This window comes from Hanstruepera neustonica (assembly GCF_002895005.1).
In the GTDB taxonomy this organism is placed as follows: domain Bacteria; phylum Bacteroidota; class Bacteroidia; order Flavobacteriales; family Flavobacteriaceae; genus Hanstruepera; species Hanstruepera neustonica.
The window spans coordinates 41,807-66,225 of the sequence record NZ_POWF01000009.1; the positions used below are offsets into that span (position 1 = coordinate 41,807).

Below are 24,419 nucleotides of genomic sequence, written 5' to 3' on the forward strand. Positions count from 1 at the left end.
ATGTTAATTGAAACTATGTATGTGCTTATGCTTATTTGGTACGTCTTAAATAGCTGAAATTAAATAAGATATAGCATTTGATTATTAATAAAAATACAATAGAAATTTTGTTATTAGAAATTTTAATGACAGAATGACTTAAATATAACTATGAAGAAATCTAATTTTTTAACACTTGACAGTTTGTCATTACAGGATTTTGATGAAAATTCAGAATTAATTCCCTTAATGACTCCTGAAGATGAAGAAGAAATACGTAAAGAGGATTTACCGAATTCCTTACCCATTTTGTCCTTAAGAAATACGGTCTTATTTCCAGGTGTGGTGATTCCCATTACTGCTGGAAGGGATAAATCCATCAAACTTATTAAAGATGCCAATAACGGTAGTAAGGTTATTGGCGTGGTTTCTCAAAAGGATGAATCGGTAGAAGATCCTTCAGGGAAGGATATCTATAAAACAGGAACAGTCGCTAGAATATTACGCGTTTTAAAAATGCCTGATGGTAATACAACGGTTATTATTCAAGGAAAGAAACGTTTTCAAATTGATGAGGTGGTATCTGAAAAACCTTATTTAACGGCCACTGTAAAAGAAGTGCCTGAAGCACGGCCTGCGGAACAGAATGAAGAATTTAATGCCATCATTGACTCCATAAAGGAATTATCACTGCAAATAATCAAGGATAGTCCTAATATTCCAAGTGAGGCTTCTTTTGCTATTAAAAACATTCAAAGTGATTCGTTCTTGATAAACTTTGTTTCCTCTAACATGAATCTTTCTGTAACAGAAAAGCAGCAGTTATTGGAAATTAATGATTTAAAGGAACGCGCACTTGAAACGTTGAAATACATGAATATTGAGTTCCAGAAATTGGAACTTAAAAACGATATTCAATTAAAGGTTCAAAGTGACATGAACCAGCAACAGCGTGAGTATTTCTTGCACCAGCAAATGAAGACTATTCAAGAGGAATTAGGTGGTGTAAGTCATGATGAAGAGTTAGAAGACATGAAGCAACGGGCCAAAAGTAAAAAATGGCCAGAAAAGGTTGCGAAACATTTTGATAAGGAGTTAGCTAAAATGCAACGCATGAATCCACAGGTAGCTGAATACTCCATTCAGCGTAACTATTTGGACTTGTTTTTAGATCTTCCATGGAATAAATACAGCAAAGATAAATTCGATTTAAAACGTGCGAAACGTATTTTGGATCGTGATCACTACGGATTAGATGATGTTAAACGGCGTATCATTGAGCATTTGGCGGTTATCAAATTGCGTAATGATATGAAGTCACCTATTTTATGTCTTTATGGACCTCCCGGTGTTGGTAAAACATCTTTAGGAAAATCTATTGCCGAGGCTTTGGGCAGAGAATATGTACGTATGTCATTAGGTGGCTTGCGAGACGAAGCCGAAATTCGTGGACACAGAAAAACCTATATCGGTGCCATGCCTGGACGTATTTTGCAAAGTTTGAAGAAAGCCGGAACTTCCAATCCAGTTTTTGTGTTGGATGAAATCGATAAATTATCTAATTCACATCAAGGGGATCCGTCTTCAGCAATGTTGGAAGTATTGGACCCAGAACAAAACAGTGAATTCTATGACAACTTTTTAGAAATGGGTTATGACCTTTCCAAAGTGATGTTTATTGCTACTTCCAATAGCTTGTCAACCATTCAGCCTGCTTTACTGGATAGAATGGAAATTATAAATGTTACGGGCTATACTATTGAAGAAAAGGTTGAGATTGCCAAACGCCATTTATTACCTAAACAGCTTAAAGAGCATGGCTTGAATGAAACTCACTTGAAAATAGGTAAGCCGCAATTAGAAAAAATCGTTGAAGGCTACACCCGAGAATCGGGCGTACGCGGCTTGGAAAAGCAATTGGCTAAAATGGTGCGTTACGCAGCCAAAAATATTGCTATGGAAGAGGACTATAATATTAAAGTTACTAACGATGATATTATTGAAGTACTTGGCGGACCAAAATTAGAGCGTGATAAATACGAAAATAATAACGTAGCAGGTGTAGTCACAGGATTAGCTTGGACACGTGTTGGTGGCGATATTTTATTTATAGAATCTATATTATCTAAAGGAAAAGGAAATTTAACGGTTACGGGTAATTTGGGTAAGGTGATGAAGGAGTCTGCAACTATTGCGATGGAATTTATAAAAGCCAATGCTGATGATTTAGGGATTAATTCAGAAGTTTTCGATAAATACAATGTGCACATTCACGTACCTGAAGGCGCCACGCCTAAAGATGGGCCAAGTGCAGGTGTCACTATGTTGACATCTTTAGTATCGTTGTTTACACAACGTAAAGTAAAGAAAAGTTTGGCCATGACGGGTGAAATTACCCTACGTGGAAAAGTATTACCAGTTGGTGGTATTAAAGAAAAAATATTGGCTGCTAAACGTGCAAGAATTAAGGAGATATTATTGTGCGAAGAAAATAGACGTGATATAGAGGAAATTAAACCCGAATATTTAAAAGGCTTAACCTTCCACTATGTAACCGAGATGAGCGATGTTATTAAATTGGCATTGACAAATCAAAAAGTTAAAAACGCCAAAAAACTATAATAAGTATTAAATCTAAAACCTCGAATTTGATTCGAGGTTTTTTCTATGCCCAAAAATAAATTATTCTTGCATTCGTTTTAATATAGATTTAGTTACTTTGCAGCGTTTATGTTGAAAAGAATTACCACGTTATTTTGCTTGCTTTTAAGCACTTATACTTTTGCCCAATTAGGTGGTCAATCAACGTATCAATTTCTCAATTTAATTTCCTCACCACGTCAGGCAGCATTGGGAGGCAAAGTGTTTACTAATATTGATTATGATGTTACCCAGGCACTAACCAATCCGTCCAGTATTAATGTGGAAATGGACAATCAATTTGCATTAAATTATTCCAGTTATCTCGGTGGTATTAGCTATGGAACAGCAGCTTATGGTTATACTTGGGACAGACGGGTTTTAACGTTTTTTGCTGGTATATCTTATATAAATTATGGCAGTTTTGATGGTTATGACGAATTAGGAAATTCAACAGGGACTTTCTCTGGTAATGAAGCGTCATTGTCTTTTGGACACTCACGGCAAATAGGGTATTCCGATTTTTATTTAGGTGGAACCGTTAAATTAATTACATCAAAATTAGAGCAGTATTCATCATTTGGAGCAGCTGTTGATGCGGCGTTGATGTATATTGATGAAGATATTGAGTTTCAGGCTACATTGGTTGTTAGAAATTTAGGTGTACAGATTACTACCTATGCAGGTCAAAATGAGCCATTACCGCTGGAAATAGCCTTTGGTATGTCGCAAACCCTTGAAAATGTCCCCTTACGATGGCATTTGACATTTGAGAATCTGCAGCAATGGCCTATAGGTGTGGGAAATCCAGCACGAGCTGAAACCGATTTGGAAGGTAATCAAACACAGGATGATGTGGGGTTTTTTGGGAATGTGTTGCGACATACCATTTTGGGTGCTGAAATATTTCCAGCAGGTGTATTCAATATCAGATTGGGTTATAATTTTAGGAGAGGCGAGGAGTTGCGAATCGTTGATCAAAGAAATTTTTCTGGAATTTCGGCGGGAATTGGACTAAAACTCAATAAATTTAGGTTCAGCTTTACGCATGCACGATACACCAGTGCGTCTAATGCCAATTTTTTTGGGATGCAAATTGATTTAAGATAAATGCATAAAATAACAATAGCCATTGATGGATTTTCCTCTACTGGAAAAAGTACGGTAGCCAGGCAATTAGCCAAACATCTAGGATATATTTATGTTGATTCTGGAGCCATGTATCGTGCTGTGACCTTATATGCCATGAATCAGCAATTTATTGATGATAATCAATTTGATGTCAATGCGTTAGTTACAAATCTTCATCATGTGACTATTCATTTTGAATTTAATCGTGAAACAGGCAATGCGGATGTCTATCTGAACGGAAAGAATGTTGAAAAGCAAATACGTACCTTGGAAGTTTCAAACTGTGTTAGCCGTGTGGCAGCTGTACCTGAAGTGCGTTACCAATTAGTGAAACAGCAGCAACAAATGGGCAAAGAAAAAGGCGTTGTTATGGATGGACGTGATATTGGCACTGTGGTATTTCCTCATGCCGAATTAAAGATATTTATGACCGCTTCAGCAGAAACCAGAGCGCAAAGACGTTATGATGAGTTAATCAATCGTGGCGATAAGGTAAACTTTAACGAAGTCCTTCACAATATTCAAGAGCGAGACTACATCGATTCCCATAGAGCAGATTCTCCTTTGGTAAAGGCTGAAGACGCTATAGAAATTGATAATTCCAACTTAACATTAGACCAGCAATTTCAAAAAGTTTTGAACCTGGTTACCATGACTTTAGAGAATTTGGAATAATTATTTAATTTTCAACGAATAAGCTATTGTTTTATTAAGTAAAAAGTAGTATTTTTGCACTCCTTTTTAGCAATGCGTTGGAAATTAAAGAGGGATACAAACTAAAACATAACACTTCTGTGTGTTAATTGCTTAAACTTTCCAAGACATAACAGAATACAAATTAGTATCAGCATATGGCTGAAAAAGCAAAACAAGCGGAAGTTGAAGCAACTGAAGCACAAGCAGTTGAAACAACTGAAACTGAAACAAAAACGGCTAAGGCTCCAGTAGTATCTGAAGCTCAAGCAAACCCTGAAAAATTCTTAAAAGATTTTAACTGGCACAATTACCAAGAAGGTATTGATGAGGTTGAAGATTCTCAATTAAAAGAATTTGAAAAATTAGTAGCTGAAAATTTCGTTGACACTTTAGATGATGAAGTTGTTGAAGGTGAAGTTATCCACATTACAGATCGTGATGCTATTATTGACATCAACGCAAAATCTGAAGGTGTTATCTCATTAAACGAGTTTCGTTACAATCCGAATTTAAAAGTAGGAGACAAAGTAGAAGTTTTAATCGATGTTCGTGAAGACGCTACTGGTCAGTTAGTATTATCACACAGAAAAGCACGTGTTATCAAGGCATGGGATCGTGTGAATGCTGCTCACGAAAGTGGTGAAATCGTTAATGGTTTCGTTAAGTGTAGAACTAAAGGTGGTATGATTGTAGATGTTTTCGGAATTGAAGCATTCTTACCAGGTTCTCAAATTGACGTGAAGCCAATTCGCGATTACGATCAATATGTAAATAAAACAATGGAATTCAAAGTTGTTAAAATCAACCACGAATTCAAAAACGTTGTTGTTTCTCACAAAGCGCTTATTGAAGCAGATATTGAGGAACAAAAGAAAGAAATCATTGGTCAGTTAGAAAAAGGACAAGTATTAGAAGGTGTTGTTAAAAACATCACGTCTTATGGTGTGTTCATTGACCTTGGTGGTGTAGATGGTTTAATCCACATTACCGATCTTTCTTGGTCACGTATCAACCATCCAAATGAGATTGTTGAGTTAGACCAAAAACTTAACGTGGTAATCCTTGATTTTGATGAAGATAAGTCAAGAATCCAATTAGGTCTTAAACAATTATCTAAACACCCTTGGGATGCTTTAGGTGAAGATGTTAAAGTTGGTGACAAAGTAAAAGGTAAAGTAGTTGTTATTGCAGATTACGGTGCGTTTATTGAAGTTGCTGATGGTGTAGAAGGTCTTATCCACGTTTCTGAAATGTCTTGGTCAACACATTTACGTTCAGCTCAAGATTTCGTTTCTGTTGGAGACGAAGTTGAGGCTCAAATCTTAACATTAGATAGAGAAGATCGTAAAATGTCTTTAGGTATTAAGCAATTAACACCAGATCCATGGACAGATATTACATCTAAATATCCTGTAGGTTCTAAACACACAGGTACTGTTCGTAACTTTACAAACTTTGGTGTATTTGTTGAATTGGAAGAAGGTATTGATGGTTTAATCTATATTTCAGATTTATCTTGGACCAAGAAAATCAAACACCCAAGTGAGTTCTGTAACGTTGGTGATAAATTAGACGTTGTGGTTCTTGAGTTGGATGTTGAAGGACGTAAATTAAGTTTAGGTCACAAACAAACAACCGAAAACCCTTGGGATAAATATGAAGAAGAATTCGCTGTTGGAACCGTTCACAAAGCTGAATTAACTGAAATAGTTGACAAAGGTGCAACTATTGAGTTCAATGAGGATATTGTAGCTTTCGTTCCTGCTCGTCACATGGAAAAAGAAGACGGTAAGAAACTTAAGAAAGGTGAAGAAGTAGAATTCAAAATCATTGAATTTAATAAAGAGTTTAAACGTGTTGTTGCTTCGCATACAGCTATCTTCAGAGAAGAGGAAGCTGCTAATGTAAAAGCTGCTGCCGCTAAAAATGCAGCTGCAGAAGTTAAACCTACTTTAGGTGATGCTAATGATACATTGCAAGCTCTTAAAGATAAAATGGAAGGCAAGTAATTAAAACCTTCATAATTAAAAGTAAAAGCCTTCCAGTTTTTTGGAAGGCTTTTTATTTTTTTGCATTATCTTTGTACTCCAAACAACGTTTGGATAGTTTATGAGTCAAAAAGTTTTACTTAACGCAAAAGAGGTAAACATCATTCTTCACCGATTGGCTTGTCAACTTATTGAAAACCACAACGATTTTTCGAATACCGTATTAATAGGCATACAGCCCAGAGGAAAATATTTGGCCAATAGGCTGGCTCAAATGTTACGAGAAGATTACAAAGTCAAGAATGTACAATTGGGACATTTAGATATTACCTTCTTTCGGGATGATTTTAGACGCAGTGACAAACCTCTGGAAGCCAATACAACGGAGATCAACTTTTTAGTAGAAAACAAAAAAATAGTCTTTATTGACGACGTCTTGTATACGGGTCGCAGTATTCGTGCGGCTCTGACTGCCATTCAATCGTTTGGCCGACCAAATGAAATTGAATTGTTAACCTTAATCGATAGACGTTTTAGTCGACATTTACCTATTCAACCTAACTATAAGGGTAGACAGGTAGACGCCATTAATAAAGAAAAAGTTATTGTGCATTGGGAAGAAGAACAAGGCGAGGATGCCGTATACTTAATAAACAATTGATAGTATGAGTGAGTTAAGTGTCAATCACTTATTGGGAATCAAATATCTGAATAACGACGATATTAAACTTATTTTTGAAACTGCTGACCACTTTAAAGAAGTCATCAACCGACCGATCAAGAAAGTACCATCACTTCGTGATATTACCATTGCCAATTTATTTTTTGAAAATTCCACCAGAACTAAACTGTCTTTTGAATTAGCTGAAAAACGATTGTCAGCTGATGTGATCAACTTCTCGGCATCGCAATCATCCGTTAAAAAAGGCGAAACCTTAATCGATACGGTCAACAACATTCTTTCCATGAAAGTGGATATGGTGGTTATGCGTCACCCAAATCCTGGTGCCAGTGTATTTTTATCCAATCATGTGAATGCTAGTATTATAAATGCGGGAGATGGTGCTCATGAACATCCCACACAGGCTTTATTGGATTCCTATTCTATTCGGGAGCGATTGGGAAGCGTCAGGGGTAAGAAAGTCGTCATAGTTGGTGATATTTTGCACAGTCGTGTAGCATTATCAAATATATTCGCCTTAAAAACCCAAGGCGCGCAGGTTATGGTTTGTGGACCTAAAACCCTTATTCCAAAATATATTGATAAATTGGGTGTTACGGTTGAAACTAATTTAAAAAAAGCCCTAAATTGGTGTGACGTTGCCAATATGCTCCGCGTTCAAAATGAGCGCATGTCAGTGAGTTATTTTCCATCAGCAAGGGAGTATACGCAACAATATGGTGTCAATATGAAATTACTGAAGTCTCTTGATAAGGAAATTACCATCATGCACCCAGGACCAATCAATCGTGGTGTGGAAATAACCAGCGAGGTAGCAGATTCAGATCAGGCCATTATATTGGACCAAGTACAAAACGGTGTGGCAATTAGAATGGCTGTTATTTATTTACTAGCATCAAAAATTAAACAATAGTATTATGATTTTTGACAAGAAAGACAACATTACCATTATAACCCAGGAGAAAGCGTCCATTGTGGAATTGGTTAAAAAGTTGGATGTATTATACGAGCGATTTAAACATGATAATGTCATTATCGCCTTAACCAGTTTAAAACCCATTAGTTTATCTGAAATCGTGGAGTTTCTGGAATTGTCCAACACACATCGAAAAGCAAAAAATTCGTTTGTAATCGTTACCGATAAAGTGAATTTAGATGAAATGCCCGATGAATTGGTGGTCGTGCCAACCATGCAGGAAGCTTATGACATTGTTGAAATGGAAGAAATGGAGCGTGATTTAGGTTTTTAAAATGAAACTAACCATTTTAGGCTGTCATAGTGCAACTCCAAGGATTAATACCAACCCGACTTCACAGGTTTTAGAGATTAATAACCATATATTTTTAATTGATTGTGGCGAAGGGACTCAAGTTGAATTACGGCGTAATAAGGTCAAATTTTCCAGAATTAAACATATTTTCATTTCCCATCTTCATGGTGATCATTTTTTTGGATTAATTGGATTAATATCTACTTTCAGATTACTTACCCGAGAAACCGACTTACATATCTATGGACCAAAGGGCCTCAAAGAAGTTATAACCCTTCAGTTAAAGCTGGGGAATTCATGGACTAATTTCAAATTGATATTTCATGAATTAACCTCCAATGAATCTGAAGTCATTTTTGAGGATGTTAAAGTTTCTGTGACGACGATTCCTTTAAAGCATCGGGTTTATACTAATGGATTCTTGTTTAAAGAAAAAGAAGGGGAGCGTAAACTGGATATCAATGCCGTTTTAAATGCCGATATTGATAGGGCCTATTATCGAAAATTAAAGAAAGGTTTTGATGTTACTAATGAAAAGGGTGAATTAATTAAAAACGAAACAGTGACCAAAGAGCCCAATACACCAAAAAGTTATGCCTTCTGCAGCGATACTGCCTACACCGAAAGTATTGTGCCTATCATTAAAGATGTGACGGTGCTGTATCACGAATCAACCTTTTTGGAAAAACATGCACACTTATCAGCACCTACAAAACACAGTAGTGCCATTGAAGCCGCTACCATTGCCAAAAAAGCAGACGTAGGCACGCTAATTTTAGGTCATTACTCGACGCGGTACGATGAAACTGAAGAATTTAGAACCGAAGCGCGAACAGTTTTTGATAACGTAGTATTAGCCGAAAGTGGTAAGGTATTTAACTTTTGAACTCTTCCAGGTTTTCCATCCAGTGAATAGCTTCTTCCAGACTGGAGCAACGCTTGAGACTATTTTCGGTAAATTGTTTTTCTAAAGTGGCATTCATGTAACTAATATCATCATAGACCACTATAGCTGTAGCGACAATAAAACCAAATTCCTGATCAAATTGAGTCCATAGATGCGGATCGGACGAGTAGGAGTTAGCCCTGTTGATAATAAACCCTATTTTTAATTCGTAACCATAATGGCGAATCAATTCGGCTGCCAATTTTTGAATTTTGGTCCAGTCAAAGTGGATGCCTTCATGTAGTTCGGCAATTATGAAATTATCCAACAAATAAAAATCACCAAAGGATAAGGTGATTTTGTGATGCTTTAATAGTTTGAAATAATTACTTTTTTCAAAAAACATTTTATCAATTATTGCTTAAATTTATAAGAAATTTCAGTGGTTTAAAAATATTGGCTGCAATTAATTAGCAATTTTAATAAAACAATGTCTTAATGGAATCAGACTTAAGCAATTATAGAAAATCTTATGAAAAGGGCGAATTGACTCTTGAGCAATCCCCTGAAAACCCGATGGAATTGTTTAGATCCTGGTTTCATGAAGTTGATGACCATTTTCCACAAGACGAAACCAATGCCATGACGATTTCAACCATAGGATTAGATGGTTTCCCAAAAAGTCGCGTCGTTCTATTAAAGCGTTTTACCTATGAAGGCTTTATTTTCTACACGAACTATCATAGTGAAAAAGGAAAAGCCATTGCCAATAATCCCAATGTGTGTTTATCATTCTTCTGGCATGGTGCCGAGCGGCAAATTATTATCAAAGGTGTTGCTGAAAAAATAAGTGACAATTTAAGCGACGGTTATTTTGAATCGCGCCCGCGAGGTAGTCAGTTAGGAGCTGCAGTTTCCGACCAAAGTGCGGTGATACCCAATAGAGCCTATTTGGAAGATAAATTGAAGGCATTAGAAAAGCAGTATGAAGGGCAGGAGATACCTAGACCAGAATTTTGGGGTGGCTTTATAGTCAAGCCGGTTGAGATAGAATTTTGGCAAGGTCGCCCAAATAGATTACATGATAGAATCCGTTATCATTTAGAAACGGATTACGCGTGGACTAAAAATCGATTATCGCCCTGATAAAACCGATTAAAGGCACAATTTTTACTTCAAAATGTGCATTTCATCGATTAAAAACATAATGAATCGACAAAATGCATGTCTTTAATCGATTTTAACATTTCTTTAACACTTTCTTTCAGGTAGGCGGTTAATTTTACTATCCCAAATCTAAATAACCTAACAATGAAAAGACCTACTTTATTACCAGTTATGGTATTGTTAATCATGTTTGCAACCTCATGTTCGTCTGAATCTTTAGATGACAATGCAAACAATGCACAAGCTCATTTAGTGGTTCCAGAAACCAAATCTATTGAAGTGGAAATTATGGAACTGATAAATGATCATAGATTAAGTATGGGTTTAAACCCATTAAACAATATGAATGTTATTAAAGCACAAGCTTATAGCCATACGGGTTATATGATTGCTCAAAATAACGTGTCTCATGATAATTTTTTCCAACGTAAAAGTTATTTGGTCAATAATGTAGGTGCCAATAGGGTGTCTGAAAATGTGGCCTATGGTTACACATCAGCACAGTCCGTGGTCAATGCCTGGTTAAACAGTGATGGTCACCGTGAAAACATTGAAGGTAATTATACCGATTTTGATATCTCAGCCGAACAGAATGAAGAAGGTAGATGGTATTACACCAATATATTTGTTAAGAAATAAAAACCGACTCATAATTGTTAGTATATAGATAGATTAATAGCAACCCAAATCAATTTACTTAAGACAAAAAAGACTACCGTTCTGGTAGTCTTTTTTATTAAATAATAAATACCTTCAATTAATGATTCATTTGTATAAATTTTAAGTAACTGATTTGCAGAAATAATATAGAATTTTTTATTCAAATAGATGGTTTATAAAAAAGCTTTCAATTTCTTCGGTAGAATAATTTTCTAAAATTTTATCATATAATCTTAATCCGCAGCTTTCAAATTTCTTTTCAACATGAATTAAAACGTAATTTACAGTTTCAATCAATTCATCAATTCTTTTAACGGACCAACTTCCAATTCTCATTTGTTGAAATTTCATTGTAGCTTTTTCTGGGTTAGATTTGCTTACTGCAATGAATGCAGCTCCAAGTTCAAATTCGGTTTTTCTGCGATGAGCAATGAATCTATCTCTTAAATTTCTCAAGTACTCATGATTTTTTAAATGAATAGAATTATTTCCAAAAACTTGTTTTACATTCAATTGTGTATAGTCTTTTGAAGATGTAAAACACCTTCCATATATTGAAATGGCAGAATACATGAAGGATGATTCAAAAATTGTATTTTCAGTTTTTTTTAGTTCATTCAAATAGTCTAAAACAGAAATTAAATCTACTTTCATTGAACCATAAGAAATAACCTGCTTAGAATACTTTTCTGGAATTAAGGCTAGTTGAAAATCATCACCATAATTGTTATAAGTAACTTCTAATAATTTTTTTATAAAATCTTCTTTGGCTTCCATGTGCTCTAACAATATCTTGCTTTTATGTAAACAAAGCTAACTTTTTTAAAATTCAAAAGCCACTCACTGGGAGTGGCTTTTTAGTTAATAAGATCATTGTTAGGAAGGTTTTAATATTGTAAGCATATTAAATCAATTTACTTAAATCTTATAACTAGTATTGTTATGAAATCACTGGTTAAGCTGCTTAAACAGCCTAACCAGCATTTCAGATCTGTTTTTATTGATTATCGCTTAAGATGATGAATTTAGATCGTCTGTTAGCTTGATGCTGTTCTTTAGTACATGGTACACCATTAGAACATTCGTTAACCAACTGCGACTCACCATAACCAATAGCACTTTCTATACGCTCTTGGGCAATGCCTCTTGAGTATAAGTACTCTTGGGTTGATTTAGCACGTCTGTCAGATAACTTCATGTTATAACGATCACTACCACGACTATCAGTATGCGATTCGATTTTAATGACCATATTAGGGTGCGCACGCATGACAGAAACGATGTTTTCTAACTCGTAAGCTGCATCCGGTCTGATATTCCATTTATCGAAATCAAAGAATATTGGGTTAATCACTATTTCGCCACCAATAATTAATGGTACTAAATTAAGGTCAACAATATTTTCGTCACCATTGATATCGGACGTTGTAATGTCTTTCTTATCATCTTTGTAATCGTCCATACTACCTAATACGGTATATTTTTGGTCACAATCCGCTTCAATTTCGTATTCACCTTCTTCATTGGTATTGGTTTCAGCCACAATCTTACCAGCTTCATCAATAAGCTGTACTTTAGCACCAGCTAATGGTGTTAATTTTAAACTGTCTCTTACCACACCTTTAATAAGTTGTTTACATGGCATTTCCTTAAGGCTGTAAATATCGTCACCACCTTTACCACCTGGTCTGTTAGATGAGAAGTAACCTTCTTTTGTATCGCTATTGATATAGAAAGCAAAGTCATCATAACCACTATTGTAAGGCGCTCCCAAGTTCACGGCTTCAGCAGAATCATCCTTAAGGACATTGGATTTAAAAATATCCAATAGACCAAGGTTTAAGAATCCATCGGAAGAGAAGTACAAGGTACTGTCTTTAGCCACAAATGGGAACATTTCACGTCCTTCGGTGTTTACTGATTCTCCTAAATTTTCAGGCGTACCATAGCTGTCACCGTCAATAGACACTTTATAAATATCTGTTTGACCATAACCACCTTCACGATCTGAAACAAAATAAAGGGTTTTGTTGTCTGGACTCAATGCTGGATGACCAGTAGAGTAGACGTCATCATTAAATGGTAACTCGACACTTTCGCCCCAACCTTCATCGGTTTTTTGAGCTTTATATATTTTTAAATGAGATGTTCCTTTTTTGTCATAGCGTGGCTTATTACGCTTGTCCACATTATCGCGGGTAAAGTACATGGTATTACCATCTTTGGTAATGCAAACACTCGCTTCGTGAATATCATCACGTTTTACTTCGTCAAATTCTACACCAGTAACATCGCCAAGTTCATACTTGTTTTCTTCATCATTACTGATTTCACCAGAATAGATATCCAAGTAAGGTTCTCCGTTCCATTTGTAAATATCGTTTTCAGTATTTCTAGCCGAGGCAAAGTATAAGGTGTTTTCGAAAACAAAACCACCAAAGTCGGAATAGCTAGAGTTGGCATCTAGGTTTTTGGTTTCAACCACAATACCTTTTTGTGATTCTAACTTTTCATACAGACCAATATTACTTTCGCTAAATTCTTTGGCACGTCTATCATCATTCTGAAGCTCCTTAAATGTTTCCATCCAAGTGTTAGCTTCCTCGTAATTACCCAAACTACGCTGTGTTTGAATGTATTTATAGATATATTCAGGATTCACCTTATCATACTTACGAATAGCTAGGTTATACCATTTTGAAGCTTGCTGGGTTAACGAGTTGTTATAGTAGCAATCTCCTAATCTGGTTAAAACATGTTCTGAACTATCACCTTTTGTAACAGCTTCTTCGTACAACTCGGCCGCTTTTAGGTAAGCGTAGTTGTCAAAAAACTTGTCAGCTACTTTTTTTTGCGAAAATAGAAAAGTACTACTTAATGCAATTATTGTGAATATTACTTTAGTTTTCATACGATTTTATTTTTAGAAATATCTAGGTGATTTAATTCGTTTCGTTTTAAATAATTCAAACATTATTAAAACTTCATGTGTTCCGCCAGTGTATGAATTTAAATCCGATAGCGGATATTCATAAGAGTATCCAACACGTAGTTGTTTTGATACCTGGAAATCGGCTATACCAGCCAGAGCTGATGTATTTTGGTCTAATCTATACCCACCACCAAACCAGAACTTTTCATAGAATAAAAAGTTGGCAGTAATGTCATACGATAATGGCGCACCATTGGTAGCCTTAATCAAAAAGGCAGGTTTTAATTTGGTGTTTTCTCCTAGGTCAAATACCACACCACCCGTGAAATAATAACTCACACGTTCTAATGCTTGATATTCTTGACCGTCAGGCGATTCAGTACTGTAATCGTTGTTTAGTATTCTAGGAGTTGAAAGTCCTAAATACCAGCGTTGACTGTGCCAGTAAAGACCTGCACCAATGTTAAAATTCATTCTGTCTTCTACACCAAAAACCGTTGGATCTTGACCAGTAGGGTCAACATTGGCTCTATCTAGACTGTAACTAGTTAGACCAGCTTTAACACCAAAGGCCAATTCCGTTTTTTGACCGGTTTTAATGGTATATGAGAAATCACCATAGAAATAGTTGAATCGCTCATCACCAAGTTTATCATTAATGAATGATGCTCCAATACCAATCTTGTCATTTCTCAATGGAGAATGTACTGATAAGGTTTGGGTTATTGGACCACCATCAAAGCCAACCCATTGACTTCTATGTAGACCAACTACACTTAAGGTCTCTCTACTACCCGCATAAGCTGGGTTAATCGAGATGGTATTATACATGTATTGAGTGAATTGCGGTAATTGTTGCGCAACTCCAACCGTACAACTTAATAATGCCAATGCAATTATATAATGTTTAATAAGTTTCATAGGTCTAAGTTTTATTTGGTTCCTACGTAGAAGTAACCTGTAATAGGTTTCCGTCCACTATTTTTTAGATTAATGATATAGTAGTAAGTTCCTGTTGGCACTTTATCAGAGTTTCCAAACGAAGAACTATGGGCAGTTCCATTCCAATCATTATTGTAGCTACTTGCTTCAAAGATCATAGCTCCCCAACGGTTGAAAATTTTAAGGTCGATGGTAAATCCACAATCTTCAATACCAGATACTTCAAAGTATTCATTCCATTGATCTCCATTTGGTGTTACAGCGGTTGACACGGTAATGTCATCACATGGTAATACCACACAATCATCATTAACAGTAATCACTACTTCGGTTGTACTTAAACATCCACCGTCTTCGACCGAATAGCTGAATATGTAATCACCAAGCTCCACTTCTAAAGGATCAAAAATACTTCCGTCCAATGTGGTGTCACCAGAAATCACTTCCCAGGTGCCAGATGTGTCATCTCCAGAGTAATATTCGAATAGGTCAATAGCTCCATCATCCGTACATCTATCATCGGTTCTAGTAGTTACAAAATCCTGAAATTCTACAAATACATTTTGTGTAAAGACGGCTTTAAGGTTACAGTGATCAATAACATTCCATGTCCAAACAATTTGATAATCACCAGGATTGTTGATATCGAATGTACTGGTCACTTGCGGATTATCACCAATGATTTCAACATTGGTTGAACATTCGTCAAATTGCAGTACCGGAGGATCTGGTATCGCATCACACGTCACCGTAATATCAGACAAGTCATTTGTAACTGATGGTGGTGTTGTGTCTATCACGTTAATGGTTTGTGATACACTTGTCATGTTTCCACAAGCATCTTCAAAATCCCATGTACGAGTAATAACCACATTACATAAATCGGAATTATCCATAGTCTCAACACCTTGTGACGTTAATTCACCATCACAATTATCTGTAGTTGATAACGGCATCATATCTGGAACATCAACGATACAGCTATATGTTGCATCAGCAGGTGCTTCTGGAGCATCTGGTGCAATGGTATCACCAACTGTAATGGTTTGTGTTACTTCAATAGAGTTGTTACACGCATCGGTTACACTATAAGTTCTAGTAATAGTCTCTGGACAAGTCTGACCATCAGAGCTGTCACCAACAAAGGCTACTACAGGCGTTGAACAGTTATCAGCCGCATCCGTTACTACTGAAATATCAGCAGCAGGCACGTCATCGATACATTGTACACTAATCGCTTCAGGGTTAGAAGCTGTAGGCGCAATAGTATCACCAACCGTAATGGTTTGTGTTACTTCAATGGAATTGTTACACGCATCCGTTACACTATAAGTTCTAGTAATAGTTTCTGGACAAGTCTGACCATCAGAACTATCACCAACAAAGGCTACTACAGGCGTTGAACAGTTATCGGCCGCATCCGTTACTACTGAAATATCAGCAGCAGGCACGTCATCGATACATTGTACACTAATCGCTTCAGGGTTAGAAGCTGTAGGCGCAATAGTATCACCAACTGTAATGGTTTGTGTTACTTCAATGGAATTGTTACACGCATCGGTTACACTATAAGTTCTAGTAATAGTCTCTGGACAAGCTTGACCATCCGAGCTATCACCAACAAAGGCTACTACAGGCGTTGAACAGTTATCGGCAGCGTCCGTCACTACTGAAATATCAGCAGCAGGTACGTCATCGATACATTGTACACTAATCGCTTCAGGGTTAGAAGCTGTAGGCGCAATAGTATCACCAACTGTAATGGTTTGTGTTACTTCAATGGAATTGTTACACGCATCGGTTACACTATAAGTTCTAGTAATAGTCTCTGGACAAGCTTGACCATCCGAGCTATCACCAACAAAGGCTACTACAGGCGTTGAACAGTTATCGGCAGCGTCCGTCACTACTGAAATATCAGCAGCAGGTACGTCATCGATACATTGTACACTAATCGCTTCAGGGTTAGAAGCTGTAGGCGCAATAGTATCACCAACTGTAATGGTTTGTGTTACTTCAATGGAATTGTTGCACGCATCCGTTACACTATAAGTTCTAGTAATAGTTTCTGGACAAGTCTGACCATCAGAACTGTCACCAACAAAGGCTACTACAGGCGTTGAACAGTTATCAGCCGCATCCGTTACTACTGAAATATCAGCAGCAGGTACGTCATCGATACATTGTACGCTAATTGCTTCAGGGTTAGAAGCCGTTGGCGCAATGGTATCAGCCACAGTAATTGTTTGAGATATAGATGATGTATTGTTACATGCGTCAGTAAATGTCCAAGTGCGTGTAATAATTACATTACAAGGATTAGAATCGTCTGTTGCATCAACAGCAGTCGCTGTGATATCACCAGAACAATCATCAGTAGCTGTTAAATCACCTGGCGCAGGTACATCACCAATACACTCGTAAGTGATATCGGCTGGAGCACTAGGAGCAGTAGGCGCTACAGTATCTTGAATAGTAAAGGTTGCCGTTGTGGAAGTTTCATTACCACAACCATCGGTAGCTGTAAAAGTAACAGTAGCCGAACCTGTTTCACCACATTCGTCTGAAAGGGCAGTGAAATCGTTTGACCATGATACAGCCGAACAATCATCGGTTGCTGTTGCACCACCATTATTATTTAACCAATCATTTAATTCGCTTAAGTTTCCAGAACCGTCACATTCTACAGTTGCATCAGCAGCAGGAGTTACATCTGGAGCTTCAGTGTCTTGAATAGCATAGGATGCTGTTACAGAAGTAGAATTACCACAAGCATCGGTAGCTGTAAAAGTCACTTCAATAGCAGCAGAACAATCAGAAGCTGTTCCACCATAATTGTTAGTCCAAGTCACGTCGCTACAGTTATCTGAAGCTACAGCACCACCATTATTATTTAACCAATCTTCAATGGCACCATTGTTACCAGTACCGTCACATTCAATCGAGATGTCACCAGCAGGTGTATCAATTGTTGGAGCAATGGTATCTGTTACCGTAATAGTCTGTGATACTGAAGATGTATTGTTACAATCATCTGTAAATGTCCATGTACGTGTAATAATAACATTACAAGGATCTGTATTGTCAGTAGCATCCACAGCTGTTACTGTAATATCACCAGAACAATTATCAGTAGCTGTTAAATCACCAGCAACAGGTACATCACCAACACACTCGTAAGTGATATCGGCAGGAGCACTTGGCGCCACCGGAGGAATCGTATCAGAAATTGTAATAGTTTGAGCAACAGATGATGCGTTATTACAATCATCTGTAAATGTCCAAGTACGTGTAATAACTACATTACAAGGATCAGAACTATCCGTTGCATCTACAGCAGTCACTGTGATATCACCTGAACAGTTATCAGTAGCCGTAAGGTCACCAGGTGCAGGCACATCACCAACACACTCATAAGTCATATCAGCAGGAGCACTAGGTGCCACTGGTGCAATTGTATCGGCAACAGTAATCGTTTGAGAAACAGACGATGCGTTATTACAATCATCGGTAAACGTCCAAGTACGTGTAATGATTACATTACAAGGATCAGAACTATCAGTTGCATCTACGGCCGTTACAGTAATATCACCGGAACAATCATCAGTAGCTGTTAAATCACTTGGCGCAGGTACATCACCAATACACTCGTAAGTGATATCGGCAGGAGCACTAGGAGCAGTAGGCGCTACAGTATCTTGAATAGTAAAGGTTGCTGTTGTGAAGGATTCATTACCACAACCATCGGTAGCTGTAAAAGTAACAGTAGCCGAACCTGTTTCACCACAGTCATCAGATAGACCTGTGAAATCGTTTGACCATGCCACAGCTGAACAATCATCAGTTGCAGTAGCACCACCATTATTATTTAACCAATCGTTTAATTGGGTTAGGTTTCCAGAACCGTCACATTCTACAGTTTCATTAGAAGCTGGTGTTACGGCAGGAGGTGTTGTATCTTGAATTGCGTAGGATGCTGTAGTGGAAGTTGAATTACCACAAGCATCGGTAGCTGTAAAAGTTACTTCAATAGCAGCAGAACAATCAGAAGCTGTTCCACCATAATTATTGGTCCAAGTCACGTTGCTACAGTTATCTGAAGCCACAGCACCACCATTATTATTTAACCAATCTTCAATGGCACCATTGTTACCAGTACCGTCACATTCAATCGAGATGTCACCAGCAGGTGTATCAATTGTTGGAGCAATGGTATCTGTTACCGTAATAGTCTGTGATACTGAAGATGTATTGTTACAATCATCTGTAAATGTCCAAGTACGTGTAATAACAACATTACAAGGATCTGTATTGTCAGTAGCATCCACAGCTGTTACTGTAATATCACCAGAACAGTTATCAGTAGCTGTTAAATCACCGGCAACAGGTACATCACCAATACACTCGTAAGTGATATCGGCAGGAGCACTTGGAGCAACTGGATTTTGAGTATCTTGAATAGTAAACGTAGCTGTGCTTGAAATTTCATTGCCACAGTCATCAGTAGCTGTAAAGGTTACTGTAGCAGAACCTGTTTCACCACAGTCATCCGATAGACCTGTGAAATTGTTTGACCATGTTACATTACTACAGATATCTGTAGCTGTTGCACCACCATTACTATTTAACCAATCATTTAAGTCAGTAGTATTTCCAGAACCGTCGCACTCTACAGTTAAATCAGCTGCAGGAGAATCTAGAGTTGGAGGAATTAAATCAATTATTGTAAATAATGCTGTTGTTGTATTGGCATTATCACAATCATCTGTTGCAATAAATCTAACTAGTGTTCTAGATGTTTCGCCACATTGATCAATAACATTTAATATCTCGTAGGTCCATGTTACGTTAGAACAATTGTCTGTGGCATTTGCCCCAGCATTTGTATCTAACCAAGCTTGGAATTCAGAAGTGTTTCCTGTTCCATCACACAATACTGTTTGATCTGCACCAACAGTTGTGATATTAGGAGCAATGGTATCTGCTACCGTAATTGTTTGTGATACAGATGAACTGTTGTTACAAGCATCAGCAAAAGTCCAAGTACGTGTAATTATGATATTACATGGGTCAGAATTGTCAGTAACGTCCACACCGGTTACAATGATATCTCCAGCACAATTATCAGTTGCTGTTAAATCACCCGGAGCAGGTACATCTGTTAAACACTGGTATGCTATATCAGCAGGCGCACTTGGTGCTATTGGAGCTGTTGTATCTGAAACTGTAATGGTTTGCGAAATCACCGTTTCATTATTACAGCTATCAGTAAATGTCCAAGAACGTGTAATAATCACATTACAAGGGTCTGAATTGTCTGTATTATCAATACCTGTCACGGTAATGTCACCAACACAATTATCTGTTGCTGTCAAATCACCTGGAGCAGGTACATCTGTTAAACATTGGTATGCTGCATCAACAGGTGCACTAGGTGCCACAGGAGCGATGGTATCTGAAACCGTAATGGTTTGCGAAATCACCGTTTCATTGTTACAGCTATCCGTAAAAGTCCAAGAACGTGTAATAATCACATTACAAGGATCAGAGTTATCAGTGGAATCGACACCAGTTACGGTAATGTCACCAACACAATTATCTGTTGCTGTCAAATCACCTGGAGCAGGTACATCTGTTAAACATTGGTATACTGCATCCGCAGGTGCACTAGGTGCCACAGGAGCGGTGGTATCTGAAACCGTAATGGTTTGCGAAATCACCGTTTCATTATTACAGCTATCTGTAAAAGTCCAAGAACGTGTAATAATCACATTACAAGGATCGGTATTATCAGTAGAATCAACACCAGTAACAGTAATGTCACCATCGCAATTATCAGTAGCTGTTAAATCACCAGCTGCAGGTACATCCGTTAAACACTGGAATGCTGTATCAGCAGGAGCACTTGGTGCTACTGGAGCAGTGGTGTCTGAAACCGTAATGGTTTGCGAAATAACCGTTTCATTATTACAGCTATCAGTAAAAGTCCATGTACGTGTAATAATCACATTACAAGGATCGGTATTATCAGTAGAATCAACACCAGTCACAGTAATATCTCCAGCACATGCATCTGTAGCTGTTAAATCACTTGGTGCTGGCACGTCAGTTGAACACTGATATGTAATATCAGCAGGGGCACTTGGTGCCGCAGGCGCAATTGTATCGTCTATAGTAATTGTTTGAATATCTGATGCAGATTGTCCACAATCATCAGTAATTGTAAATTCTCTAATTATTGTCGTTGGACAAGTTCCTGAAGCCGTATCCTGATATGTGATTTCAGCAACATTATCTTCTGTAAATGTACCACCTTCAGCTAAAAACTGTAATTCAGTAATTACTGCAGGTGTTGTACTATATGGAAGCGATGTTAAAGCACCGTTAGTGACATCATCAGCGTCGCAGCCTTCAACATTAATATCAGTAGGAGCTCCAATAACCGGAGCTGTGTTGTCGCTTACTACTATAGTTGCATCTTCACTAATAGCACAGTTATTATCATCTGTTACAGTGACTGTATAGGTTCCAGCAGGAAGATTTGAAAATTCATTATTATTTTGAACATAACCTGCAGGTTCTGGGCTTATACTATAAGTATATGTTCCAAAACCACCAGAAACACCACTTGCTGTAATAGTTCCTGTTGTTCCTCCATTACATGCTACATTAGAAGCATCTAACGTTAAACCTACTAAAGGTGCGTAAACCGTTACAAAATAGGACTGGTCATCTACAACACCATCATTGTCGGTAACGGTTAGGGTTACAGTATAGTCACCAGGCGCCGGAAACGTATGGGTTGGGTTTTGAGCATTGGAGTTAGGGCTACCATCACCAAAATTCCAAACATAATTGTAAGGATTATCTATGTCACCACCGGTAGTCCCGTCAGTAAACTGTAATGATAATGAATCACAAACTACAGCCGTGCTGAAGTTGGCAATAAGTGGTGCGTTAACTTGAAAGCCATCAGCATCAAAATAACATTTAGATGGGTTAGGCGCACAAGGTCTTCCGGCATTAGCTTGCCAAGACATGTAAAAGTTACGTAGTTGAATTTGATCACCACAATTCCAGTTGATTTGTTGGACTTGTGTATTCTGTCCTACAGGAAGAGCTTGTCCTTCAAATAAACAATCATTTACGTGATAACTGAATTCACCATTGATAAACACGTCATAATCGATATATAGACTATAACGACCAGCTCCTGTATTGGCATTAAAGAATGCAAAAATATAGGCAGACTGGGGTGTACCTGGTGTACAGTTGTTGTCTAATGGATCACCATTAATATCCGCTAAATAGAAATTACCTAGGGTAAAATCATTTGCGGAACAAGAGTCAGCATTTAATGCTGTTTCTGCTAATGAATCCGTGTTTGTAACACCCATGTCAACCACTTCTGTGGTTTCTTTACTAGGTGTTTGCCCCATTGCTAAACCATGCACGAATAATAGAATTATTATGACATAGCTAGGCAGATTAATTTTATGAGTAATTGTCTTCATAAGATTGTAGATTTGTATTTACTGCAAAAACTGTTTTTACCTAATGTTTAAACAATATTAATTGTTCAACAAATAGATGATATTATAAAATGTTATTGAGGGAAGTGCACTATATAATAGCGCGAATGGATTAAGATATTTCATTTGATTTGGGGTCATAAATTAATTAATAGCTTACGACACAAATAAATAGCGATATTGCTATCTAATCAAATAAAAATGTCAAATAACTCATAAATTCGATAAAAAGTATGAGAAAAACCTTTCATCGGATTATTGGGATAATTTAACGGGTGACTTTTTTGCAGTCTATAATACAGGATGTTACCATAGGTTAATTTTTAATTGTTAGATTTGGTTAATATTAATGATACATTAAATTATTGGGTGCAATATATGTCATTTGTCTGAATAATCAAACACTTTATCGATATTTTTTGACTTTAATCGAATCAATATGAGAAAACTAATACTAGTAAGGCATGCAAAATCCTCGTGGGATCACGGTTTAAGTGATATTAATAGGCCATTAAAGGAAAGAGGTTTCAAGGATGCAAAAGTTGTTGCTAATAAATTATTGGAATCTAATTATCAGATTGATAGAGTCCTTACAAGTAATGCGGTTAGGGCGATGACGACAGCTGAAATATTTGTAAATACTCTAAAATTTGTAGAAAACATAGTCATTTTAAACAATAGGCTCTATGACTTTTCAGGGGAAAATCTAGTTGAGGTCATAAAAAAATGTCCTATAAATATCAATACACTCATGATATTTGGGCATAACCATGCTATAACCAATTTTGTAAATAGGTTTGGAAGTCAATACATTAATAATGTACCTACTTGCGGAGTCGTGGTCATAGATTTTGACATCCCAAATTGGCAAAAATTAGATAAAGGCGAAACCGTTTTGACCTTGTTTCCTAAAGATTTAAGATAAAAATGCTAGAATTCCGAATTTAGTTAGTATCTGTACAAATACAGTCACTCAACCCTTGAAGGAAATCCACACCAATGGTAATCATGTGGGTACCAGAATTATAACCAGCAAGGTCATTCATCGTAATTTGATATGAATAAGCAAAATAGAACTTGGATTTCATAATACCGGCCATTGGTCCAACGTTAAGTGGTTTAAACGGCTGATCATTGAGAAATCGGTAAGACAAGCCTATCCAATAATAATCTTCCTTTCTATTATATTTTCGGTATTTGAAATTAATATCGGTACTGGAACGGTTATCACTTTCAAACATTTGGTAAAATATTGAAGGTTCAAATTCTACACGCTTGTTTGATTTACTTTGGATGACATATCCTGTATAAATTTGATAGTTACGCAACAGTTCAGGTTCAATTCCCCTGAAATCTTCAATATCCTTACTTAAAAGATTATTGACATTTAGACTAAAATAAAATCCACCATAGCGATAAAGCGCTCCGACGTCAAAGTTATTATTTGAGTTTGAACGGTCACCATTAATATTTGGATCAACAATAGGAATATCATATGTTGGTTGAAAGTTATTAACGTCCACCCTAAAACTGTTTAAGTTATAGGATATACCTAGTGAGAGAAATTGTCTACTGGTATAATCCAAGGTTAAGTGGTGTGAAAAAGACACTTTTAGTCCCTTTTGGTGCGTATTACCATTTTTGTCATTATATAATGATATACCAGCACCAGATCTATTGGCAACTCGAATATCGGCATATAATGATTGATTGTCGGGAGCATCTTTTATACCTACCCATTGTGTTAGGCCATTCAATCGAATTCTCATGTTATCACCAATACCTGCATAGGTTGGAGAAATCACAAAGTCATTGTCAGCTAAATATTGTGTCCAAACGGGAAGGTTTAACTCTTGGGCAAAGCCATACCCAGTGGTTAAAAGCAGTATATATGTTAATATTTTTTTCATAAG

The 24,419-nt window shown here is 36.9% G+C and carries 17 protein-coding genes; 11 read left to right on the forward strand and 6 right to left on the reverse strand.

All coding sequences use genetic code 11. The features are described 5' to 3' along the window. Positions 1 to 150 precede the first annotated feature (150 nt). The 8 genes from lon to C1T31_RS12315 all read left to right on the forward strand — a co-directional run bounded on the left by lon (position 151) and on the right by C1T31_RS12315 (position 9,273). Positions 151 to 2,601, forward strand: a complete 2,451-nt coding sequence (gene lon, locus C1T31_RS12280; RefSeq protein WP_103052807.1) for an endopeptidase La — start codon at positions 151 to 153, stop codon at positions 2,599 to 2,601. A gap of 108 nt (positions 2,602 to 2,709) precedes the next feature. After that, the gene (porQ, locus tag C1T31_RS12285) at positions 2,710 to 3,729 is read left to right on the forward strand and encodes a type IX secretion system protein PorQ (RefSeq protein ID WP_103052808.1); all 1,020 of its coding nucleotides are present in this window, start codon (positions 2,710 to 2,712) and stop codon (positions 3,727 to 3,729) included. Beyond that, on the forward strand, positions 3,730 to 4,425 hold the full coding sequence (gene cmk / locus C1T31_RS12290) for a (d)CMP kinase (RefSeq protein ID WP_103052809.1): 696 nt from the start codon (positions 3,730 to 3,732) through the stop codon (positions 4,423 to 4,425). A 176-nt stretch (positions 4,426 to 4,601) separates the two neighbouring features. Next, entirely contained in the window at positions 4,602 to 6,455 is a 1,854-nt protein-coding gene (rpsA, locus tag C1T31_RS12295; RefSeq protein ID WP_103052810.1) for a 30S ribosomal protein S1, read from the forward strand. 100 nt (positions 6,456 to 6,555) lie between these two features. Continuing rightward, complete coding sequence (gene pyrR, locus C1T31_RS12300) at positions 6,556 to 7,095, forward strand: bifunctional pyr operon transcriptional regulator/uracil phosphoribosyltransferase PyrR (protein WP_103052811.1); 540 nt, start codon at positions 6,556 to 6,558, stop codon at positions 7,093 to 7,095. A gap of 4 nt (positions 7,096 to 7,099) precedes the next feature. Continuing rightward, positions 7,100 to 8,029, forward strand: a complete 930-nt coding sequence (locus tag C1T31_RS12305; RefSeq protein WP_103052812.1) for an aspartate carbamoyltransferase catalytic subunit — start codon at positions 7,100 to 7,102, stop codon at positions 8,027 to 8,029. A gap of 4 nt (positions 8,030 to 8,033) precedes the next feature. Then, positions 8,034 to 8,366, forward strand: coding sequence for a ribonuclease Z (locus tag C1T31_RS12310; RefSeq protein WP_103052813.1), 333 nt, complete (start codon positions 8,034 to 8,036; stop codon positions 8,364 to 8,366). 1 nt (position 8,367) lies between these two features. Then, positions 8,368 to 9,273, forward strand: coding sequence for a ribonuclease Z (locus tag C1T31_RS12315; protein WP_103052814.1), 906 nt, complete (start codon positions 8,368 to 8,370; stop codon positions 9,271 to 9,273). Here the strand turns inward: C1T31_RS12315 and C1T31_RS12320 are convergent. Then, the gene (locus tag C1T31_RS12320) at positions 9,263 to 9,679 is read right to left on the reverse strand and encodes a hypothetical protein (protein ID WP_103052815.1); all 417 of its coding nucleotides are present in this window, start codon (positions 9,677 to 9,679) and stop codon (positions 9,263 to 9,265) included. The genes C1T31_RS12315 and C1T31_RS12320 overlap by 11 nt on opposite strands. A gap of 92 nt (positions 9,680 to 9,771) precedes the next feature. Here C1T31_RS12320 and pdxH point away from each other — a divergent pair, with 92 nt between their 5' ends. Both pdxH and C1T31_RS12330 read left to right on the forward strand, forming a co-directional pair. Then, entirely contained in the window at positions 9,772 to 10,419 is a 648-nt protein-coding gene (gene pdxH / locus C1T31_RS12325; RefSeq protein ID WP_103052816.1) for a pyridoxamine 5'-phosphate oxidase, read from the forward strand. Between the two features lie 165 nt (positions 10,420 to 10,584). Then, positions 10,585 to 11,079: a CAP domain-containing protein gene (locus C1T31_RS12330; protein WP_243398945.1), complete on the forward strand. Its 495-nt coding sequence runs from the start codon at positions 10,585 to 10,587 to the stop codon at positions 11,077 to 11,079. Positions 11,080 to 11,256: 177 nt separating this feature from the next. Here the strand turns inward: C1T31_RS12330 and C1T31_RS12335 are convergent, their stop codons facing one another. The 4 genes from C1T31_RS12335 to C1T31_RS12350 all read right to left on the reverse strand — a co-directional run bounded on the left by C1T31_RS12335 (position 11,257) and on the right by C1T31_RS12350 (position 22,488). Continuing rightward, entirely contained in the window at positions 11,257 to 11,877 is a 621-nt protein-coding gene (locus C1T31_RS12335) for a hypothetical protein (RefSeq protein ID WP_103052817.1), read from the reverse strand. Positions 11,878 to 12,097: 220 nt separating this feature from the next. Next, positions 12,098 to 14,011, reverse strand: a complete 1,914-nt coding sequence (locus tag C1T31_RS12340) for an OmpA family protein (protein WP_103052818.1) — start codon at positions 14,009 to 14,011, stop codon at positions 12,098 to 12,100. Between the two features lie 12 nt (positions 14,012 to 14,023). Continuing rightward, entirely contained in the window at positions 14,024 to 14,953 is a 930-nt protein-coding gene (locus C1T31_RS12345) for a PorP/SprF family type IX secretion system membrane protein (RefSeq protein ID WP_103052819.1), read from the reverse strand. 11 nt (positions 14,954 to 14,964) lie between these two features. Beyond that, positions 14,965 to 22,488, reverse strand: a complete 7,524-nt coding sequence (locus C1T31_RS12350) for an HYR-like domain-containing protein (protein ID WP_103052820.1) — start codon at positions 22,486 to 22,488, stop codon at positions 14,965 to 14,967. A 457-nt stretch (positions 22,489 to 22,945) separates the two neighbouring features. Between C1T31_RS12350 and C1T31_RS12355 the strand changes: the two genes are divergently transcribed. Next, the gene (locus C1T31_RS12355) at positions 22,946 to 23,431 is read left to right on the forward strand and encodes a SixA phosphatase family protein (protein WP_103052821.1); all 486 of its coding nucleotides are present in this window, start codon (positions 22,946 to 22,948) and stop codon (positions 23,429 to 23,431) included. A gap of 19 nt (positions 23,432 to 23,450) precedes the next feature. Here C1T31_RS12355 and C1T31_RS12360 read toward each other — a convergent pair whose 3' ends face one another. Further along, positions 23,451 to 24,416: a PorP/SprF family type IX secretion system membrane protein gene (locus tag C1T31_RS12360; RefSeq protein ID WP_103052822.1), complete on the reverse strand. Its 966-nt coding sequence runs from the start codon at positions 24,414 to 24,416 to the stop codon at positions 23,451 to 23,453. Positions 24,417 to 24,419 lie beyond the last annotated feature (3 nt).

What these genes read in the sequence shown, in the direction of transcription:
- lon (WP_103052807.1), top strand. Translation starts at nt 151, where the DNA reads ATGAAGAAATCTAATTTTTTAACACTTGACAGTTTGTCATTACAGGAT.
- porQ (WP_103052808.1), top strand. Translation starts at nt 2,710, where the DNA reads ATGTTGAAAAGAATTACCACGTTATTTTGCTTGCTTTTAAGCACTTAT.
- cmk (WP_103052809.1), top strand. Translation starts at nt 3,730, where the DNA reads ATGCATAAAATAACAATAGCCATTGATGGATTTTCCTCTACTGGAAAA.
- rpsA (WP_103052810.1), top strand. Translation starts at nt 4,602, where the DNA reads ATGGCTGAAAAAGCAAAACAAGCGGAAGTTGAAGCAACTGAAGCACAA.
- pyrR (WP_103052811.1), top strand. Translation starts at nt 6,556, where the DNA reads ATGAGTCAAAAAGTTTTACTTAACGCAAAAGAGGTAAACATCATTCTT.
- C1T31_RS12305 (WP_103052812.1), top strand. Translation starts at nt 7,100, where the DNA reads ATGAGTGAGTTAAGTGTCAATCACTTATTGGGAATCAAATATCTGAAT.
- C1T31_RS12310 (WP_103052813.1), top strand. Translation starts at nt 8,034, where the DNA reads ATGATTTTTGACAAGAAAGACAACATTACCATTATAACCCAGGAGAAA.
- C1T31_RS12315 (WP_103052814.1), top strand. Translation starts at nt 8,368, where the DNA reads ATGAAACTAACCATTTTAGGCTGTCATAGTGCAACTCCAAGGATTAAT.
- C1T31_RS12320 (WP_103052815.1), bottom strand. Translation starts at nt 9,679, where the DNA reads ATGTTTTTTGAAAAAAGTAATTATTTCAAACTATTAAAGCATCACAAA.
- pdxH (WP_103052816.1), top strand. Translation starts at nt 9,772, where the DNA reads ATGGAATCAGACTTAAGCAATTATAGAAAATCTTATGAAAAGGGCGAA.
- C1T31_RS12330 (WP_243398945.1), top strand. Translation starts at nt 10,585, where the DNA reads ATGAAAAGACCTACTTTATTACCAGTTATGGTATTGTTAATCATGTTT.
- C1T31_RS12335 (WP_103052817.1), bottom strand. Translation starts at nt 11,877, where the DNA reads ATGGAAGCCAAAGAAGATTTTATAAAAAAATTATTAGAAGTTACTTAT.
- C1T31_RS12340 (WP_103052818.1), bottom strand. Translation starts at nt 14,011, where the DNA reads ATGAAAACTAAAGTAATATTCACAATAATTGCATTAAGTAGTACTTTT.
- C1T31_RS12345 (WP_103052819.1), bottom strand. Translation starts at nt 14,953, where the DNA reads ATGAAACTTATTAAACATTATATAATTGCATTGGCATTATTAAGTTGT.
- C1T31_RS12350 (WP_103052820.1), bottom strand. Translation starts at nt 22,488, where the DNA reads ATGAAGACAATTACTCATAAAATTAATCTGCCTAGCTATGTCATAATA.
- C1T31_RS12355 (WP_103052821.1), top strand. Translation starts at nt 22,946, where the DNA reads ATGAGAAAACTAATACTAGTAAGGCATGCAAAATCCTCGTGGGATCAC.
- C1T31_RS12360 (WP_103052822.1), bottom strand. Translation starts at nt 24,416, where the DNA reads ATGAAAAAAATATTAACATATATACTGCTTTTAACCACTGGGTATGGC.